This is a genomic window from Cryobacterium sp. HLT2-28, from assembly GCF_004402495.1.
Taxonomy (GTDB): domain Bacteria; phylum Actinomycetota; class Actinomycetes; order Actinomycetales; family Microbacteriaceae; genus Cryobacterium; species Cryobacterium mannosilyticum.
Map to the genome: position 1 here is coordinate 47,107 of NZ_SOFH01000017.1, position 18,740 is coordinate 65,846.

An 18,740-nucleotide genomic window follows, 5' to 3' on the forward strand; every position below is an offset into this window, starting at 1 on the left:
CGGCACCTCCCGCCGCCTGGCAACCTCCGGCCGTCGCGGCGGCGCGGGCTGCCGGTGGAGAATGGGGAAATGGGAAACGCCACGAAACTGCCCTTGTCCATGCGCGCCCTCGTGATCGACCGGCCCGGCGCTGCCGACGAGTTGCACCTCGCCGACGTGCCGGCTCCGATCGCCGTGCTCGATGAACTCATCGTGCGTGTCGTGGCGGCCGGGGTCAACCCGATCGACGCCAAGACCCGCGCCGGGAAGGGCGTGTCCGCGGCGATCTCCGCCTACCCCGCGGTGCTCGGCAACGACTTCAGCGGCGTCGTCGTCAGCGCGCCGTACGAGGCGTTCCCGCTCCAGCCCGGCGACGAAGTGTACGGCATGGCGAGGGTCCCTCGCACCTCGGGCAGCTACGCCGAGTACCTCCCCGTGTCCAGCCTGAGCGTCACCCGCAAACCCAAGCGGCTCAGCCACATCGAGGCCGCCGCCGTGCCGGTCGCCGCGCTCACCGCCTGGGGGATGGTCGTCGAACTGGCCGAGGCAGCACCGGGGCAGCGGATGCTCATCCACGCCGGCAGCGGCGGCGTCGGCCACTTCGCGGTGCAGTTCGCCAAGGCGTTCGGCGCCCATGTGATCGCCACCGGGTCGCCCCGCAACCTCGACTTCCTCCGCCAGCTCGGCGCCGACGAGGTCATCGACTACACCGAGACCCGGTTCGACGAGGTCCTCTCCGAACTCGACTCGGTGATCGACCTGATCGGCAACGTGCACGACAACACCGGCACCCGGTCGCTCACCGTGCTCCGCGAAGGCGGCATCCTGGTGAACGCGCCCACCGGGAGCTGGCCGACGATGGCCGCGGATGCCGCGGCCGCCGGCATCCGCGCCACCGGCTACAAGGTCCCCGCCGACGCGCGCACCCTCGACCGGATCAGCGGACTGATCGAGGACGGCACCGTGCGGGTGCACGTCGACCGGGTGTTCGAGCTCGCCGACGGGGCAGCGGCCCACCGTCTGATCGAACAGGGCCACACCAGGGGAAAGATCGTGCTGCGAATCTCGGACGTGCCGCTGACCACCGCGGGCGGCGCGGTGACCGGGAGCGAACCCGGCCCCGCGAACGGCCGGGGCCCGGCTGACGCGGACCCCCGCGCGTGACCGGCGCTCGTGCAGGGGACGACGCCGCCGCGGGAACCGGACCGTCGATCGTCTGGTTCAGGGACGACCTCCGCCTCGCCGACAACCCGGCGCTGCACGCGGCCGTCGAGCGCGGCCGGCCGATCGTGGCCGTCTACGTGCTCGACGAGGAATCGGCCGGGATCCGGCCGATCGGCGGTGCGGCCAGGTGGTGGCTTCACGGGAGCCTGGTCTCCCTCGCCGATTCGCTGGAGAGCCTCGGCGCGCGGCTGACGCTCCGGCGCGGGCCGGCCGAGGCGGTTCTGACCGGACTGGCGGCATCCGTCGGGGCGGGCGCAGTGTTCTGGAACCGCCGCTACGGCGCCGCCGAACGGGCCGTCGACGCCCGCCTGAAAACAGGGTTGCGGCAGTCCGGCCTCTCGGCCGACAGCTTCGCCGGGTCGCTGCTGCACGAGCCGTGGACGATCCAGACCGGCCAGGGCGGGTCGTATTCGGTGTTCACCCCGTTCTGGCGGGCCTGTCAGGCCGCACCGCCGCCCCGGCCTCCCTACCCGGCGCCGGCGGCGCTCCCCGGCTACCTGGGGACGCTCCCCTCCGACGACCTCGCGGACTGGGCGCTCCTGCCAGAGCGGCCCGACTGGGCTCCGGGGCTGCGCGCGGCGTGGCAGCCGGGCGAGGCCTCCGCGCAGCGTCTGCTCGACGGTTTCCTTCGCGACGCGCTCCCCCGGTACGCCGACGAACGTGACGAGCCGGCCCGGGCGGCCACCTCCCGGTTGTCGCCGCACCTGCGCTGGGGCGAGATCAGTCCATTCCAGATCTGGCATGCGACCGAGTGGACTCGGATCGGCCTGACCGGTCGAGCGCAGGAGAGCGCTACCCGGTTCCTCACCGAGGTGGGCTGGCGGGAATTCGCCCACCACGTGCTGTTCAACGCCCCCGACCTGGCCACCGTGAACCTGCGGCCCGAGTTCGACGCATTCCCCTGGCCGCCGCTCGACCGGACGGCCCTCGCCGCCTGGCAGCAGGGCCGCACCGGCTTCCCCCTGGTCGACGCCGGGATGCGCGAGCTCTGGCGCACCGGCAGCATGCACAACCGGGTGCGGATGGTGACGGCGTCGTTCCTGATCAAGAACCTGCTGATCGACTGGAGGGAGGGCGAGGCGTGGTTCTGGGACACCCTCGTCGATGCCGACGCGGCGAGCAACCCGTTCGGCTGGCAGTGGGTGGCCGGCTCCGGCGCCGACGCCGCGCCCTACTTCCGGGTGTTCAACCCCGAGCTGCAGGCGAAAAAGTTCGACCCCCAGGGCGAGTACATCCGCGAGTACGTGCCCGAGTGGGGCACGGATGCCTATCCAGCGCCGATCGTCGACCTCGGCGAGACGAGACGGGCGGCCCTGGCCGCCTACGAGCAGATCAAGGGCGGCAAGGATCAGGCGCTCGCGGCCCGCGCCCTGGATCCAGGGTCGACCGGCACCCGCTCCGGCGGACCCGGATCGGCTTAGAGGGCCCGTTCCAGCACGAAGTCATCCTCGTACCGCCCGCCGACGAGGAAGCGCTTCACGCCGACCTTGACGAAGCCGTTCTTCTCGTAGAACCGGATGGCTCGCCCGTTCTCCTGGTTCACGCCGAGCCAGCTGCCGACGGCGCCGCGCTCCCTGGCCGCAGCCAGCGTCGCCGCCATCAGCGGGGCAGCGACTCCGCGGCCATGGATTTCCTCGCGCAGGTAGCATTTGCTGAGCTCTGCGGTGGGGCGGATGCTGATGGCGGCCCTGGCGTCGGCATCCGTCGGATCGCCGAAGACGAGCATGGTGTACCCCTGCAGGGTGCCGTCCTCCTCGGCGACCAGGACGACCCGGTCCGGGTCGGCCAGAAACCCGGCGAAGTTGGACTCGGCGAGCACGTCGCGGAGGAACTCGGCCACCGCCTGCTCCGTGGTGTGCGCGGGCGTGGCCAGCCGGAAGGTGGCCGCGGCCAGTTCGGCCAGCGCCGCGGTATCCGCCCCGGTTGCCCGTCGTATCGTCACCATCGCTTCACCCTACCGATAGCCGCGCCCGCCGGTCGCAATCCCCCCTCCATCGCCCGACAGGCCGCGAGGAGGGGAGATCGGACGGGGTTACAGGTAGCGGGCGTAAGCGCCGACGGTGAGGAACGTCGGGAACTCGGGCTCCAGGGCGGATGCCCGGAACACCTCGAGGGCGTCGTCGAAGCGATCGCCCGGCGTGCGCTCGAACCCGGCGAAGACCTCGGCGACCTGCTCGTTGACCCAGGTCTTGTCGATCCGGCGACCCTCGGCGGTGACCGAGTTGTCGTGGACCCACTGCCAGATCTGCGAGCGGGAGATCTCGGCAGTCGCGGCATCCTCCATCAGGTTGTCGATCGCGGCAGCCCCGACGCCGCGCAGCCACGACTCGATGTAGCGCAGCCCGATCTTGATGTTGTCGCGCACCCCGGACTCGGTGATCTCGCCGCCGGCGGATGCCACGTCGAGCAGGTCGGACGCGGTCACGGACACGTCGTCACGGGTGCGGTGCACCTGGTTCGGCGTGTCGCCGAGCACAGCGTCGAACTCTGCCTGCGCGGTGGGAATGAGGTCAGGGTGCGCGACCCAGGTGCCGTCGAAGCCGTCGGTCGCCTCACGCCGCTTGTCGGCGGCGACCTGCTCCAGAGCGCGGGCCGTCACCTCGGGATCGCGACGGTTCGGGATGAACGCGCTCATGCCGCCGATCGCATAGGCCCCTCGGCGGTGGCAGGTGGAGACGAGCAGTTCGGTGTAGGCCCTCATGAACGGCAGGGTCATCGTGATCTGCTTGCGGTCGGGGAAGACGAATCGGCGTCCGCGGGAGCGGAACGTCTTGATGATGCTGAAGATGTAGTCCCAACGGCCGGCGTTCAGCCCGGCGCAGTGGTCGCGCAGCTCGTAGAGGATCTCTTCCATTTCGAACGCGGCCTGGATGGTTTCGATCAGCACGGTGGCGCGGATCGTGCCGTAGTCGATTCCGAGGCGTTCTTCGGAGTGGCTGAAGATGTCATCCCACAGCCGGGCCTCGTAGTGGCTCTCCAGCTTCGGCAGGTAGAAGTACGGACCGCTGCCGTCCTCGATCAGCCGTTTCGCGTTGTGGAAGAAGTAGAGTCCGAAGTCGACGAGGCTTCCCGACGCGCTCATCCGCCGGTTGGCCCGGTCGACGAAGATCAGGTTCTTCTCCACCAGGTGCCAGCCGCGCGGACGCATCACGATCGTGGGGGTCTGGCCCGTCGGTCCGCCGGTCACCGTGTACTTCTTGCCCTCCGGGCTGGTGAAGCTCAACTGCCCGCGCACGGTGTCGAACAGGCTCAGCTGGCCCTCGATGACGTTCGCCCAGGTGGGGCTGGTGGCGTCTTCCTGGTCGGCCAGCCACACCTTCGCTCCGGAATTGAGGGCGTTGATCGCCATCTTCCGGTCGGTCGGGCCGGTGATCTCCACCCGGCGGTCCTCCAGGCCGGGCCCGGCGCCGGCGACGCGCCAGCTCGGGTCTCGGCGCACGTGCGCGGTCTCGGTCAGGAAACCAGGGTCGCGGCCGTTGGCGGCGTCGACGCGCTTGCGGAGCCGGGCGGCGAGAAGGTCGTGCCGGGTTCCGGCGAACCGGTCGTGCAGTTCAGCGAGGAAGACCAGGGCTTCGGGGGTGAGGATCTCTGCGTATCGGGGCCCGAGGTCGCCGGTGATCTCGAGGTGCGGCTCGATCGTGGCGAAGCTGCCGGTATTGGTCGTGGTCCCGGTGGTCGAAGCGGTGCCGGTGGTCGAGCCGATCCCGGTGGTCGAGCCGATCCCGGTGGTCGAGCTTGTCGAGACCCGGTTGGTGGTCGCGAGGGGCGGGGTGTTCATGATCTGGTCTCCTTCGGTGAGCGTCCTTGCTTGCCTGTGCACCAACTCTGCGCCGCCCGGGCACCCCGCAGGCCGTTCCAGTCAACAGAAGAAGATCAGTTCTTCTGCTTGCGTGAACTTCTGCCCCGTGTGACGATGAGTCATGGTCAACGCCGATCCGCTCCTTCGTTCCGCCCTCTCCGCTCCCCCGGCGGCCGAGCACGGGCTTGACGCCCTCACGCTCGGGCGTCGCATCCGTGAACTGCGCACGACCAGGAGGATGACCCTCGACAGCCTCGCTGCGGCCATCGACCGGGCCCCGTCGCAGGTCTCGATGATTGAGAACGGCAACCGGGAGCCACGCCTGTCGATGCTGCGCACGATCGCCATCGCCCTCGGCACCACGGTCGACGACCTCCTGAAGCCGGAGGCCCCCTCCGAGCGGGCCGCGCTGGAGATCGCCGTCGAACGCGCCCAGCGCGGTGCGGTCTTCACGGCGCTCGGTCTGGCGAAAATCCGGGTCAGCCGGGCAACCAGTGACGAGACGCTGCAGACGATCCTCACCCTGCACCATGAGATCGAACGGCTGCATCGCGAACGGGCGGCCACCCCCGAGGAAGCCAGGCGGGCCAATGCGCAACTGCGGGCGACGATGCGCGCCAGGGACAACTACTTCCCGGAGCTCGAGGAACAGGCGCTCGAGTTGCTCACCGCCGTCGGCCATTCCGGCGGGCCCGTGTCGCACCAGGTGGTCGCCGACATGGCCACCCACCTCGGCTACTCGCTGCACTACGTCGGCGACCTGCCGCATTCGACCCGGTCGGTCACCGACAAGCGGAACGGCCGGATCTACCTGCCGACCGCCCAGTCTGCCTCGCGGGACTCACGCACCCCCATCCTGCAGGCGTTCGCGAGCCTGCTCTGCGGCCACGACGAACCCGGAAACTACGCAGAATTTCTCCGCCAACGGGTGGAGACGAACTACCTGACCGCGGCCATCCTGCTGCCCGAGAAGGACACCGTTCGGCTGCTGACCGAGGCGAAGAACCTGCGCCGCATCTCGATGGAGGACCTGCGCGACGCCTTCTCGGTGTCCTACGAGACGGCCGCACACCGGTTCACGAACCTCGCCACGGCGCGACTGGGCATCCCCGTGCACTTCATGAAGGTGCACGAGTCCGGCACGATCATCAAGGCCTACGAAAACGACTCGGTGCGCTTTCCGAGCGACGCCCTCGGCGCGGTCGAGGGCACGACCGTCTGCCGCAGCTGGACCGCACGGACCGTGTTCGACGTGCCGGACCGGTTCAGCCCCTGGTACCAGTACACGGACACCCCGAGCGGCACCTTCTGGTGCACCTCGCGGATCGAGAAGGCGAAGGAGGGCGAGTACTCGGTGAGCGTGGGGGTACCGTTCGACCATGTGAAGTGGTTCCGCGGCCGGGAGACCACCAATCGCGCCGTCTCCCGCTGCCCCGACGAGTCGTGCTGCCGCCGGGCCCCGAACGACCTGGCCACCCGCTGGGCCGGCCAGTCCTGGCCGGCCGCGCGCACCCCGACGAGCCTGCTCGCCGCACTGCCCACCGGTACCTTCCCGGGCGTCGACCAGACCGAGGTGTACCAGTTCCTCGAATCCCACTCTCCGACGCACTGACCGGGCCGGGCCGCCGTCCCGGTATCAGCCGGGTCAGGCGGCGGACGCGGGTTCGGGCACGCGGTGCAGGACGTCGACGAGCGCCGGCTCCGGCTTCCATTCGGCGTCGGCGAGGGTGCTCGGGCTCGCGCTCATGCTCGCGGCGGCCCGCGGTGCGCGCCGCCAGGCATCCGTCCCCCGTCCCGCGACTGTCGGCACCGGCGGCAACGCGGATGCCGGCCCCGTGCCCGACCGGGAACCCGCCCCGGAAACCGCCCGGGTCTGACCTGCCTCCTGTGGCCAACGCAGGACATCCGCGGCCCGGCCGGCGTGAACCCCGCGGACCAGTGCCGCGGATGCGCGCGGCCGGCCCGGATCTCCTGAGTTAGCCACCAGTCGACGCGCGCTCGGGCCGAGGGCGGGAGCGGCCTCAGGCCTCCCGGGTGATCTCCACCCGCACGAACAGCTCGGAGCCGAACGGCCCGGCGAACACGCCGCGCAGCGGCGGCACGTCATTGTAGTCGCGGCCGCGGCCGACCGAGACGTGGCGGTCGCCGATCCCGATCGAGTTGGTCGGGTCGAAGCCGCGCCAGTCGCCGCAGAACCACTCGACCCAGGCGTGGGATTCGCCGGTGACGGTCTCGCCGATCCCGGCATCCGGCCGGGGGTGCAGGTAGCCGGAGAGGTAGCGGGCGGGGATTCCGACTGAGCGCAGCGCGCCGAGCGCGATATGGGTGATGTCCTGGCACACCCCGCGCTTGTCGCTCCAGGCCTCCGCGGCGGTGGAATGGACGCCGGTGACACCCTGCACGTACTGCATCCGCTCGCCGATCGCCGTGCAGATCTCCAGCGCCGCGTCGCATGGGCGCTCGTGCCGGGAGACGATCTCAGCGGCTAATTGCTGCACGTCGGCGGGCGGCTCGGTGAGCCGGGTCTGCCCGGAATGCTCCACGGTCGCGGTGCTGCGCACGGCGATCGCGGCCAGTTCGGCCCAGCCCATCGGATGGGCCAGGTGGGTGAGCGGCCGCACCTCGACCAGGCTGGTGGCAGTGAGGGTGAGCTCGGCGTGCGGGGTGAGAACCTCGAACGAGGACACCTGGGTGCCCCAGTGGTCGACGTAGTTGTGGTTGCTCGACACCGGAGAGATCTCGAGGTTGGAGTACAACACCAGTTGCTCGGGGGAGCTGACCGGGAGCATCCGGGCCTCGTTGTAGGAGGCAGCCACCTCACCCTGGTAGCGGTAGCCGGTGCGGTGCCGGATCGGGTGCCGGTTCACGAGACCTCCCCCGTCCAGGTCGGCACGGTGCTGGTCGGGAAGTACCGCTCACCGATGGCCCCCGAGGCCGTGCTGGTGGCCTCCTGCACGATGTCCATCTGGTGCGGCAGATCATTCAGGATGTCCATGATCGGCCGGTATTCAAGCTGGCTGCGAATCTGCCCCAGCACCCGCTGCGCCTGGTCGGACACGCCGACCCGGTCCGTGCGGGGCTCCATCTCCCGCAGGCACTGCTCGGCCCGGGACACGGAGAACACGATCGACCGCGGGAACAACCGGTCCAGCAGCAGGAATTCCGCCGCATTCCGCGCCGACGGCACGCCGCGGTAGGTGCGCAGGTACGATTCGTAGGCGCCGCAGGAGCGCAGGATCGTCGTCCAGGACGGCCCGCTCGTCTCGGTCAGCGACCGGGTCGCCAGCAGCCGGGCGGTCATGTCCGCCTGCTCGAGGCTGCGGCCGAGGTTGAAGAAGTGCCAGGCCTCGTCGCGGCTGACCCCGGACTCCACGATTCCCACGGCGAGCGCGGCGCGTTCGCGCACCCAGCCGAAGAAATCGTGGGTCTTCTCGCTCGCCACCTTGCGCGGCATCCGGGCGCTCGTCGTGTTCAGGCATTCCCACAGCTCGGTGGGCACGATCTCCCTGGCCCGCCGCGCGTTCTCCCTGGCCGCTTTGACCGAATAGGCGATCGAGGCCGGATGCGCACGGTCGACGGCCAGGGTCGCGAGCACGTCCTTGCGGGTGAGCAGCCGGTCGGGCGGAACGTCGCTGCCCATCAGGTGCAGCAACGACTGGCAGGCGATGCTCTCCTCGATCCACGGATCCTCGAGCAGGAGCTGCAGGTGCACATCCAGGATCCGGGCCGTGCCGTCGCTGCGCTCGATGAAGCGTCCGATCCAGAACAGGCTTTCCGCGATTCGGCTCAACATTCCTGGACCTTCCTCTTCCCGACAGGTCGCGCGCACGCCTGTTGCTCGTTGTCGTTGAACGGTTTGTCCTGCGGCGAGTGGTCGACCGCGTGCACCACCCCGGCCGAGCGCACGTTCGCCGCCTGGTCCGCGACGAGACCCTGCACACCGCGGGCCGCCGTCTCGGCGGAGAAGTCCGGTTCGGACCCGATCACCCAGGTGTCCTTCGACCCGCCGCCCTGGCTGGAATTGACGACGAGTTCGCCCTCCGGCAGCGCCACCCGGGTGAGGCCGCCCGGCAGCACCCAGACGTCGGTGCCGTCATTCACGGCGAACGGGCGCAGGTCGGCGTGCCGGGGGCGCAATCCGTCTTCGACGAGGGTGGGGATGGTTGAGAGCTGCACGACCGGCTGGGCTATCCAGCCGCGGGGGTCCTTGACGAGTTGCTTCCGCAGGGTCTCCAGTTCGGCCGCGGATGCCGCCGGCCCCACCACGAGGCCCTTCCCGCCCGACCCGTCCACGGGCTTGACCACGAGCTCGTCGAGCCGGTCGAGCACCTCCTCGAGGGCGAGCGGGTCCTCCAGCCGCCAGGTGTCGACGTTGGGGATGATCGCCTCCTCGCCGAGGTAGTAGCTGATCAGTTCGGGCAGGTAGGTGTAGACGAGCTTGTCGTCGGCGACGCCGTTGCCCACCGCATTGGCGATGGTCACATTGCCCAGCCGGGCCGCCATCAGGATGCCGGGCGACCCCAGCTGGGAGTCGGCGCGGAACTGCAGCGGGTCGAGGAACTCGTCGTCGACCCGGCGGTAGATCACGTCGACCCGGGTCGGGCCGGCCGTGGTGCGCATCCAGACCCGGCCACCCGAGCAGAACAGGTCACGGCCCTCGACGAGTTCGGCGGGAACGGGCGTTCCTCGCCCGCGAAGTCGAAGGTCACCCCCTGCGCGAGATAGGAAGAGGCGAGGGCATCCGTTCGCCCCCGGAGTTCCTCCTGGGTCATCCGGGCCAGCGCGTTGAAGACGTCCTTGTACGCCGCGCGGGCTTCGAACGGGGTGAGCGAGGAGAGATCGGGGAACATCTCGTCCCAGGCGCTGAGGGCGCCTCCTTTCGCCCGAAGTGCCGCGGTAGCGCCGTAGCCCGTGAACAGGTCAACCATGATGGGAGCGTAGCGGCACCGTGTTGCCACGATGTTTCACGGAAATGTCCACCGAACGGCATACGATCGTCCTCCCCATTCGGGTTCCGAACGGCGGACATCCGGGCCGTTCGGCCCCCCGGCGGACGCGGGGATTGCCTACAGTGAGGCCACTCGCATCCGTTCTTCCTCATCGCGCACGACCGTCGGTGCGACCGAGTTCCGGGCCGCGAGGATGTGCGAGCGCATCGCGACCTCGGCCCAGAGCGTGTCGCCGGATTGCAGGGCGGTGAGGATGTCCCGGTGGTGGTGGTTGCTGACCGCCCGGAAGCGTGCCCCGTCGCGGCGGAAGTAACTGCTCATCATGGGAACCCGGGTGACGGATGCCGCGAGCGCGATCAGCTGGGTGCTCTGGGACGCGGCGACGACGATGTGGTGGAACTCGGCGTTGAGCTCGCTGAGCCGGGCGATGCCGGCGTCGTCGGTCGCCCGCACGAACTCCTCCATCTGCCCGATCAGCACCGCGAGCCGCTCGAGGTCGGCCTGCCCGATCAGGTCCGCCGCGAGCCCGGCCGCCCGGCTCTCCAGGGTCGCCCGGAGGAAGTACGTCTCCCGGAGCGCGTCGGCGGTCCAGGCGACGACGGTCGCCCCGCGGTTGGGCACGAATTCGACCAGGCCGGCCTCGTCGAGCCGGCGCAGCGCCTCGCGCACGGGGGTGCGACTGACCCCGAGCTCCTCGGCCAGGGCCGCCTCGCGCAGGGTGGCATTGGCCGGCAGGTCGCCGGAGAGGATGCGCCCGCGCAAGGTCGCATACGTGGTCTGGCCCCCGGTCACCGCCACTTCGCCCCCAAGTCGCACAACGCTAGAAGCTCACTATGGCACAAACGAAACCGGCAACCCCGCTATCCGCCCGGGTCAAGCCCGGCCAGGACCTGCCGGAGGGCGCCCGGCCCGTCAGGCAAACGCGTTCAGGCCGGTCAACGCCCGGCCGAGAACGAGCTGATGGATCTCATCCGTGCCCTCGTAGGTGCGCACGGATTCGAGGTTCGCCATGTGCCGCATCACCGGGAACTCGCTGGTGATGCCGTCGCCGCCGAGGATCGTGCGTGCCTCGCGGGCGATCAGGATGGCCTCGCGCACGCTGTTGAGCTTGCCGACGCTGATCTGGGCGGGGGTGAGCGCGCCGCGTTCCTTCAGCCGGCCGAGGTGCAGGGCCAGCAGCACGCCCTTCTCGTATTCCACGAGCATGTCGGCCAGTTTGGCCTGGATGAGCTGGGTGGCGCCGATCGGCTTGCCGAACACCTCCCGGGTCTGCGAGCGCCCGATCGCCGCGTCGAGGCAGCTGCGGGCGGCGCCCATCGCCCCCCAGACGATGCCGAACCGGGCCTCGTTCAGGCAACCGAACGGCCCGGAGAGCCCGCGCGCGCCGGGCAGGATCGCCTCGCCCGGCACGCGCACCGCGTCGAATTCGACGTCACACTGGATCGAGGCGCGCATTGACAGCTTGTTGTCGATCGGAGTGGCGGTGAACCCCGGCGTTCCGGTGGGCACGAGGAAGCCGCGCACGCCCTCGGAGGTCTCTGCCCAGACCACCGCGACGTCGGCGATGCTGGCCAGGCCGATCCAGCGCTTGGAACCGTCGAGCACCCAGTCGTCGCCGTCCCGACGGGCCGTGGTTCTCATCGCCGCCGGGTCGCTGCCGCCGGTGGGCTCGGTGAGCGCGAAGCAGCCGACGAGTTCGCCCGCGGCCATCCCGGGCAGCCAGCGCTGCTTCTGCTCCTCGGTGCCGTACTTGTGGATGGCGGACATGGCCAGCGAGCCCTGCACCGACACGAAGGTGCGCCAGCCGCTGTCGGCGGCCTCGAGCTCGAGGCAGACCAGGCCGTAGCTCACGGCGCCGGCGCCGGCACAGCCGTAGCCGTCGAGGTGCATGCCGAGGAAGCCGGCCGCGCCGAGTTCGGCGACCAGCTCCCCCCGGAATCGCTTGTCCTCGTAGTCCTGCTCGATGGTGGGCAGGATGCGGTTGGTCGCGAACGCGCGGGCCTTGCGCGCCCAGGCGATCTCGTCGACCTCGAGCAGGTCGTCGAGGTCGAAGACGGAGTCCACGAGGGGGCTGTGCACGAGCGGGGTGGGGCGGCCGGAGGCGGTCACGAGTGTCCTTTGGTCAGGTCAACGGAACGGGGGTCAGCGGGGCGGGGTCCGGGCGGAGCCAGTCGGCGCCGTCATGCTCGCCGAGCCGCGGCGGCGGCAGGCGGTAGCCGGGCGGCCGGCCGGCGAGGTGGATGGGGTTGGCGACCTGCCGGCTGCCGGACACCTCGACCACCGGGGCGAGCCCCAGCGCGGTGGCGAAGGCGAAGGCCTCGTCGACGGTGTTGACCAGTCCGGCCGGCACCCCGGCATCCGTCAGGGTGGCCACCCACTCGGCGGCCGGCCGGGCGCGCAGGAGTCTTTCCAGCAGCGTCTTGAGCTCGGTGCGGTGCGGCACCCGGACCGTGTTGCCCTCGAAACGGGGGTCGGCGGCCAGCTCCGGAGCACCGAGCAGGCGCACGAGGGTGCGGAACTGGCGGTCGTTGCCCACGGCGATCACGAGCGGTCGGTCCTGGCCGGCGAAGAGTTCGTAGGGCGCGATGCTCGGGTGCGCGTTGCCCAGCCGGGCCGGCGACCGGCCGGTGGCCAAGGTGCCCGCGGCCTGGTTGGTGAGCGCGGAGAGCAGGGTGCCCATCAGGTCGACCTCGACCCGTTCGCCGGGCGCTGGCACGGCACCGCCGCCCGCGGACGCGGCACCCCCTGCGGAGCGGGCGGCATCACGAGCGCGGAGCCCGAGCAGGATGCCGCTGAGCGCGTTCAGCCCCGCGAGCACGTCGACCAGGGCCACACCGGCCTTGCTCGGTTCACCGTCGGGGTCGCCGGTCACGCTCATCAGACCGCCGACCGCCTGCACCAGCAGGTCGTAGCCGGGCAGCCGGGCGCCGGCGCCACCGCCGAAGCCGGTGATCGAGCAGTAGACGACCCCCGGGTTGGCCGTGGCCACGGCGTCGAAACCCAGCCCGAACCGGTCGAGCACCCCCGGCCGGAAGTTCTCGACCACGACGTCCGCCGTCTCGGCCAGGTGCCGGGCGGTCGCCAGGCCCGCCGGGGTGGCCAGGTCGCAGACGACCGAGCGCTTGTTCCGATTCACCGCGCCGAAGTAGGTGGACTCCCCGTGCGCGTCGACGGGCGGGCGCCACTGGCGGGTGTCGTCGCCCTGCGGGCTCTCGATCTTGATCACGTCCGCGCCGAAATCCGCGAGCATCATGGTGGCGTACGGGCCGGCGAGCACGCGGGAGAAATCGGCGACCCGCACCCCCGCCAACGGACCGTTCCGCCCGCCCGTCTCCTGCGGCAATCGCGTCTCCTGCAGCAATCGCCCACCTCGGTCCCGGTTCCACGACGGATCACCGGGCACCGGCAATGGTCGCACTTGATGTGATCCTATATCGCATGATTAAGTTCCCGCCACCCGGCAGGGCGTCGGCTAGATTGGGCCTATGAAGGCTCAGCTGCGACCCGGCGCCCGGGAAGCGATCTTCGCGCAGCTCATCGAAGCCGGCCGCGCCGAGCAGGTTGCGCGCCGGCTCACCGACGCCATCATCCTCGGCGTGCTCACCCCGGGCGAGCGCCTCCCGAGCGAGCAGGAGCTGGCCCGCCGCTTCGGCGTCGCCCTGATCACGGTGCGGGAGGGCCTAGTCATCCTGCGCGATGCGGGCCTGGTCGAGACGCGGCGCGGGCGCGGCGGCGGCAGCTTCGTGATCAAGGCGGATGCCCCGCACGGCACGCTGCTGCAGGCCCGGCTGCGCGGCCTCGCCCAGGTCGAGCTCTCGGACCTGGCCGTGTACTTCTCCACGATCGCGGAGGGCTGCGCCGAACGAGCCGCCCTCCGCGCCTCCGCCGCCGATGCCGAACGGCTGCACGCCTGGCTGCTCCACGCCGACTTCTCGACCACCGCGGGCGCCCGCACCAATGCCGGCGGGTTCTACCTCGAACTCGCCGTGCTCAGCCAGTCGGCCAGGCTCGTCCGGGAGCAGATCCGCCTCCAGGCCGAATTCGGCCCGCTGCTCCTGCTCGGCCTCGGTGACCCCGACACCCGCGCCCAGGTCACCGGGTTGAACGGCCGGATCGCCCTGGCCGTCAGCGACGGCGACGGCCAGGCCGCCCGCACTCTCGTCGCCGACCAGGTGCGGCTCCTCGGCGAGTGGCTGCTGACCATGAAGGCCCGGATCGAGCGAGGAGGACACCTTGACGACGCCATCGTCGACGACGCCTGAGACGGCCAGGCCCGCGGGTCCCCCGGCCGGGCTGACCACCGCGGAGGACTGTGCGATCGAGGTCGGCGAGATCTTCGCGCGGGTGTTCCGCACCCTGGACGACTGGCGTGAGCGCATCGCCGCCGCCGTTCCCGACCGGGCCGACCTCGACATCCTCGTGGAGTCGCTCGTGGTGCCCGCGCTGCTCGCCTCCGCCGGCTCGCCCGCCGCTGACGGCCCGCCGGCCACCGAATCGCTCCTGATCGGAGCCGGCTTCATCGCCGCCCCGCAGTACGTCAACGGCCGCGACGCGCACTTCGCCTGGTGGCTCGGCCCGCTGGCGTCGAATCCGCTGCTGGGTAACACGAGCGGCGCGAGCCGGCTCGACCTGGCCACCCGGGTGCACACCGAGTACCTCCGCGACTTCCGCGAACTCGAGTGGTACGCGGTGCCGGAGGCCACGAACCAGACCCACGTGACCGGCCCCTACGTCGACCAGCTCTGCACCTGCGACTACATCATCACCCTCACCATGCCGGTGCGGCTGGGCGAGCGGATGATCGGGGTCGTCGGCGCCGACGTCTACGTCAAGCGCCTGGAACAGGTGCTGCTGCCGCACTTCCTCGCCCTGCCGGGACCGGTGGTGCTCGTGAACCAGTCGGGCCGCGTCGTGATCTCGACCGAGCCGACGCTCCCGGCCGGCGACATCCTGCCGAACCGGCGGCATCCGGCCGACGGCTTCGACCTGCTTCCCTGCCCGGGCACCCCGTTCCTCCTCGCGACCCGCGTTGCCATCGCCACTCCCGCATTTTAAACATTGCATTCCAGATGATTTAGGGTAACGTCGTCCACGGCGAGCCACCGGCTCCCGGGCGAGGCAGCACTGCCGGGCTCACCGCACTTCCGAAAGGTCGGCCATGCCCATCCGCGAACTCCGCAACTTCGTCAACGGAGGGTACGTCGACTCCGCCGCCACCGACCGGCTCGACATCATCAACCCGGCCACCGAAGAGGTCTACGCGCAGACGCCCGTTTCCACCGAGGCGGATGTCGCGGCCGCCTACGGCGCGGCGGCCACGGCCTTCGAGACCTGGGGCGAGACGACCCCGGGCGAACGCCAGCGGGCGCTGCTGCGGTTCGCCGACGCCCTCGAGGCCCGCACCGAGGAGATCGCGGACCTGGAAAGCGAGAACACGGGCAAGCCGCGCGCCGGAATCGTCGGCGACGAGGTCGAGGTGATGATCGACCAGGTGCGATTCTTCGCCGGGGCCGCCCGCGTGCTCGAAGGCAAGTCGGCCGGGGAGTACCTCAAGGACCACACCTCGATGGTGCGGCGCGAGCCGATCGGCGTGATCGGCCAGGTCACCCCGTGGAACTACCCGATGATGATGGCGATCTGGAAGATCGCCCCCGCCCTCGCGGCCGGCAACACCGTCGTGCTCAAGCCCTCCGACTCGACGCCCGTTTCCACGCTGCTGCTGGCCGAGATCGCCGCCGAGTTCCTGCCCGCCGGAGCCTTCAACGTCGTCGCCGGCAACCGGGAGACCGGCCGCGCCCTGGTCACCGACCGCACGCCGCAGATGGTCTCGATCACCGGTTCGGTGCGCGCCGGCATGGAGGTCGCCGGCACCGCCGCCCTCGACCTCAAGCGCGTGCACCTCGAGCTGGGCGGCAAGGCCCCCGTGATCGTGTTCAACGACGCGGACATCCAGGCCGCCGTCGAAGGGATCACCGCTGCCGCGTTCTACAACGGCGGCCAGGACTGCACCGCCGCCACCCGGCTGCTCGTCCAGGAGGGCATCCACGACGAGTTCGTCGCCGCCCTGGCCGCGCACGCCAGGAAGAACGCCCGCACCGGCGGCCCGCGCGAGGAGGGCATCCTCTTCGGCGCCCTCTCCAGCGCCGACCACCTCGCCCGGATCGAGAGCGTGATCGACCGGCTGCCCGACCACGCCGAGATGATCCTCGGCGGACACCGCCAGGGCAGCGTCGGCTACTTCCACGAGGCGACCATCGTCGCCAACCTGCGCCAGGCCGATGAGGCCGTGCAGGAGGAGTTCTTCGGCCCGGTGATCACGGCGCAGAAGTTCACCGATGAGGCCGAGGCGCTCGCCTGGGCGAACGACGTGCAGTACGGCCTGGCCTCGTCGGTCTGGACGAAGGACCATGCGACCGCGATGCGGATGGCCAAGCGGCTCTCCTTCGGCTGCGTCTGGATCAACACGCACATCCCGCTCGTCGCCGAGATGCCGCATGGCGGGTTCAAACACTCCGGCTACGGCAAGGATCTCTCGATGTACGGTCTCGAGGACTACACCCGGATCAAGCACGTGATGAGCTACATCGGCTGACTGAGTGCCGGCCCCCGTCGGCCCGGGGGTGGACAGGGCGGCCCGGTCAACGGATGATCGTGGTGGAGGACACCGTGGAGATCCTGCAGGTTGCCCAGCACGCCGACGATCTCGACCGGGCGTGCGCCTTCTACGAGCTGCTGCTCGGGGGCCCGCCGGCCGCCCGGTTCGATCCCCCCGGCCTGCTCTTCTTCAACGTGGGCCGGTCCCGCCTGCTGCTCGATCGGGCGGCGCCCCCCGCCCTCGTCTACCTGCAGGTCGACGATGTCGCGGCAACGATCGAGCGGCTCCGCGGGTTGCAGGTGGAGATCGTCGACCTGCCGCACATCATCTTCAGCCATACCGACGACTCACTCGGTCCGGCAGGCACCGACGAGTGGATGGCGTTCATCCGCGACAGCGAGGGCAACACGGTCGGGCTGGTCAGCCACGAGCCGCGCCACGATCCGTAGCCCGCGCTTCGGGCCGCAACACGCCGAAGAGTGAATCATTCGGTTCTATACCTTTTGGCGTTGCCGGTCCAGTATGTTGAGCACACACAATGAGGTGTCGCGGCCAGGGGGGTGGCTGCCCGTCCCTCCGGCTTGATCGGAAAGGTCATCATGAACGACAACCCGTCCCCGCAGAAGGGGCTCGGCGACAGCGAGCACCTCAAGGCCCTCGGCTACGAGAACTCCTTCCACCGCTCCATGGGCCTCTGGGCGAACTTCGCCCTCGGCTTCACCTACCTCTCGCCGCTCGTCGGCGTGTACTCGCTGTTCGCGCTCGCCCTCAGCACGGGCGGGCCGCCCTCGATCTTCTGGCTGATCATCGTCGGCACCGGCCAGCTGCTGGTGGCGCTCGTCTTCGGCGAGGTCGTCTCGCAGTACCCGATCGCCGGCGGGATCTACCCGTGGACCCGCAGGCTCTGGGGCAAGCGCTACGCCTGGATGGCGGCCTGGGTCTACGTCTGGGCGATGATCGTGACCATCACCGCAGTCGCCGAGTTCGGCACGGGCTTCCTGGCCAGCCTGATCAACGCGCCGGTGACCAATGAGGTCACCCTGGGCCTGTCGGTGCTCTTCCTCGTGGTCGCCTTCGGCCTGAACTTCTCCGGCACGAAGACACTCGGCCGGGTCGCCCGGATCGGCCTCGCCGCGGAACTCGTCGGCGTCGTCGGGCTCGGCCTCTACCTCTTGATCTTCCAGCGTAAGCAGGAGTTCAGCGTCTTCTTCGACACCATGGGCGTGCAGGGCGACGGCAGCTACGTCGCCGCGTTCCTCGGCGCGGCCCTCGCCGGGCTGTTCCTGTTCTACGGATTCGAAGCCTGCGGGGACGTGGCCGAGGAGGTCGAGAACCCGGCCAGGGGCATCCCCCGGGCGATGATCCTGACCATCCTCGTCGGCGGGGTCTCGGCCCTGTTCTCGTTCGGCGGCTACGTGCTGGCCGCCCCCGATCTCCAGGCCATCGTCACCGGGAAGGACATCGACCCGATCCCCGCGATCCTCGACGCCTCGCTCGGCACCGTCGGCGCGAAGATCTTCCTCGTGGTCGCGCTCACCGCGTTCCTGTCCTGCGTGCTGAGCCTGCAGGCCGCTGCCAGCCGGCTCCTGTTCTCGTTCGCGCGGGACGGGATGATCCCCGGCCACGCCTGGCTCTCCCGGGTGTCCCCGCGCACCGCGGTGCCGGTGAACGCCCTGATCGTGGCCTGCACGATCCCCCTCCTGCTCTGCCTGCTCATCTACGTGGGCGGCAGCACGCTGCTGGCCCGGATCACGGCCTTCGCGGTGATCGGCATCTACGTGGCGTTCCAGGCCGTGGTGCTCGCGGCGCTCCGGCAGCGGCTCAAGGGCTGGCGGCCGGCCGGGCCGTTCAACCTGGGCCGGTTCGGTTTCGTGGTCAACGTGGTCGCCCTCGCCTACGGGATCTTCGCGATGGTGCTGCTGGCCAGGCCGGGCGCGACCGGGGTGTTCCTCGACGACTGGATCGTTCTGATCGGACTCGCGGTCGTGATGGGCACCGGGCTGCTCTACCTGTTCATCGCCAAACCGCACAGCGCATCGCACCAGCCGGAGGGTGATGCGATCGCCGTGGCCGCGATGCTGCGGGCGCACCCTGACAACGCTCGGTCGACATCCGACACCGACTGAGCGCCGTTCGACCTGACGCCGTCCGGCCGAACGCGTCTTAACGAACGAAGGGCCCGTCTCGCGACGGG

At 70.3% G+C, this 18,740-nt stretch carries 16 protein-coding genes and 1 pseudogene; 8 read left to right on the plus strand and 9 right to left on the minus strand.

Annotated elements, in window-relative coordinates; all coding sequences use genetic code 11:
- Window positions 1-69: 69 nt before the first annotated feature.
- Both E3O48_RS07020 and E3O48_RS07025 read left to right on the plus strand, forming a co-directional pair.
- Window positions 70-1,143, plus strand: a complete 1,074-nt coding sequence (locus E3O48_RS07020) for an NADP-dependent oxidoreductase (protein WP_241982438.1) — start codon at window positions 70-72, stop codon at window positions 1,141-1,143.
- Window positions 1,140-2,624, plus strand: coding sequence for a deoxyribodipyrimidine photo-lyase (locus E3O48_RS07025; protein WP_134537853.1), 1,485 nt, complete (start codon window positions 1,140-1,142; stop codon window positions 2,622-2,624). The genes E3O48_RS07020 and E3O48_RS07025 overlap by 4 nt, the downstream gene beginning before the upstream one ends.
- Here the strand turns inward: E3O48_RS07025 and E3O48_RS07030 are convergent.
- Entirely contained in the window at window positions 2,621-3,148 is a 528-nt protein-coding gene (locus tag E3O48_RS07030; RefSeq protein ID WP_134537854.1) for a GNAT family N-acetyltransferase, read from the minus strand. The genes E3O48_RS07025 and E3O48_RS07030 overlap by 4 nt on opposite strands.
- Window positions 3,149-3,235: 87 nt before the next feature.
- Window positions 3,236-4,981, minus strand: coding sequence for a malate synthase A (gene aceB, locus E3O48_RS07035; protein ID WP_134537855.1), 1,746 nt, complete (start codon window positions 4,979-4,981; stop codon window positions 3,236-3,238).
- Window positions 4,982-5,123: 142 nt separating this feature from the next.
- Here aceB and E3O48_RS07040 point away from each other — a divergent pair, with 142 nt between their 5' ends.
- Window positions 5,124-6,614, plus strand: coding sequence for a helix-turn-helix transcriptional regulator (locus tag E3O48_RS07040; RefSeq protein ID WP_134537856.1), 1,491 nt, complete (start codon window positions 5,124-5,126; stop codon window positions 6,612-6,614).
- 33 nt (window positions 6,615-6,647) lie between these two features.
- On the opposite strand, the gene E3O48_RS07045 is transcribed toward E3O48_RS07040, so the two are convergent.
- From E3O48_RS07045 to E3O48_RS07075, 7 genes and pseudogenes are all read right to left on the minus strand, one after another.
- Window positions 6,648-6,986, minus strand: coding sequence for a hypothetical protein (locus tag E3O48_RS07045; protein ID WP_134537857.1), 339 nt, complete (start codon window positions 6,984-6,986; stop codon window positions 6,648-6,650).
- Between the two features lie 37 nt (window positions 6,987-7,023).
- Window positions 7,024-7,869, minus strand: a complete 846-nt coding sequence (locus tag E3O48_RS07050; protein ID WP_134537858.1) for a transglutaminase family protein — start codon at window positions 7,867-7,869, stop codon at window positions 7,024-7,026.
- A complete protein-coding gene (locus E3O48_RS07055) occupies window positions 7,866-8,795 on the minus strand; it encodes an alpha-E domain-containing protein (RefSeq protein ID WP_134537859.1) in 930 nt (309 codons plus the stop codon). The genes E3O48_RS07050 and E3O48_RS07055 overlap by 4 nt, the downstream gene beginning before the upstream one ends.
- Window positions 8,789-9,930: pseudogene (locus E3O48_RS07060) on the minus strand (circularly permuted type 2 ATP-grasp protein). Before E3O48_RS07060 ends, E3O48_RS07055 begins: the two are co-directional and overlap by 7 nt.
- Before the next feature lie 138 nt (window positions 9,931-10,068).
- Entirely contained in the window at window positions 10,069-10,749 is a 681-nt protein-coding gene (locus E3O48_RS07065; RefSeq protein WP_166788640.1) for a GntR family transcriptional regulator, read from the minus strand.
- 114 nt (window positions 10,750-10,863) lie between these two features.
- Complete coding sequence (locus tag E3O48_RS07070; protein ID WP_370249444.1) at window positions 10,864-12,030, minus strand: acyl-CoA dehydrogenase family protein; 1,167 nt, start codon at window positions 12,028-12,030, stop codon at window positions 10,864-10,866.
- Window positions 12,031-12,073: 43 nt separating this feature from the next.
- Window positions 12,074-13,294: a CaiB/BaiF CoA-transferase family protein gene (locus tag E3O48_RS07075; RefSeq protein ID WP_198413039.1), complete on the minus strand. Its 1,221-nt coding sequence runs from the start codon at window positions 13,292-13,294 to the stop codon at window positions 12,074-12,076.
- A gap of 142 nt (window positions 13,295-13,436) precedes the next feature.
- Between E3O48_RS07075 and E3O48_RS07080 the strand changes: the two genes are divergently transcribed.
- The 5 genes from E3O48_RS07080 (at window position 13,437) to E3O48_RS07100 (ending at window position 18,672) form a co-directional block, all read left to right on the plus strand.
- A complete protein-coding gene (locus E3O48_RS07080) occupies window positions 13,437-14,213 on the plus strand; it encodes a GntR family transcriptional regulator (protein ID WP_134537861.1) in 777 nt (258 codons plus the stop codon).
- The gene (locus E3O48_RS07085; protein ID WP_134537862.1) at window positions 14,185-15,006 is read left to right on the plus strand and encodes a cache domain-containing protein; all 822 of its coding nucleotides are present in this window, start codon (window positions 14,185-14,187) and stop codon (window positions 15,004-15,006) included. The genes E3O48_RS07080 and E3O48_RS07085 overlap by 29 nt, the downstream gene beginning before the upstream one ends.
- Before the next feature lie 103 nt (window positions 15,007-15,109).
- Entirely contained in the window at window positions 15,110-16,543 is a 1,434-nt protein-coding gene (locus E3O48_RS07090; RefSeq protein ID WP_134537863.1) for an aminobutyraldehyde dehydrogenase, read from the plus strand.
- A 53-nt stretch (window positions 16,544-16,596) separates the two neighbouring features.
- Window positions 16,597-16,995, plus strand: a complete 399-nt coding sequence (locus tag E3O48_RS07095) for a VOC family protein (protein WP_370249386.1) — start codon at window positions 16,597-16,599, stop codon at window positions 16,993-16,995.
- Between the two features lie 150 nt (window positions 16,996-17,145).
- The gene (locus E3O48_RS07100) at window positions 17,146-18,672 is read left to right on the plus strand and encodes an APC family permease (RefSeq protein ID WP_134537864.1); all 1,527 of its coding nucleotides are present in this window, start codon (window positions 17,146-17,148) and stop codon (window positions 18,670-18,672) included.
- Window positions 18,673-18,740: the final 68 nt, after the last annotated feature.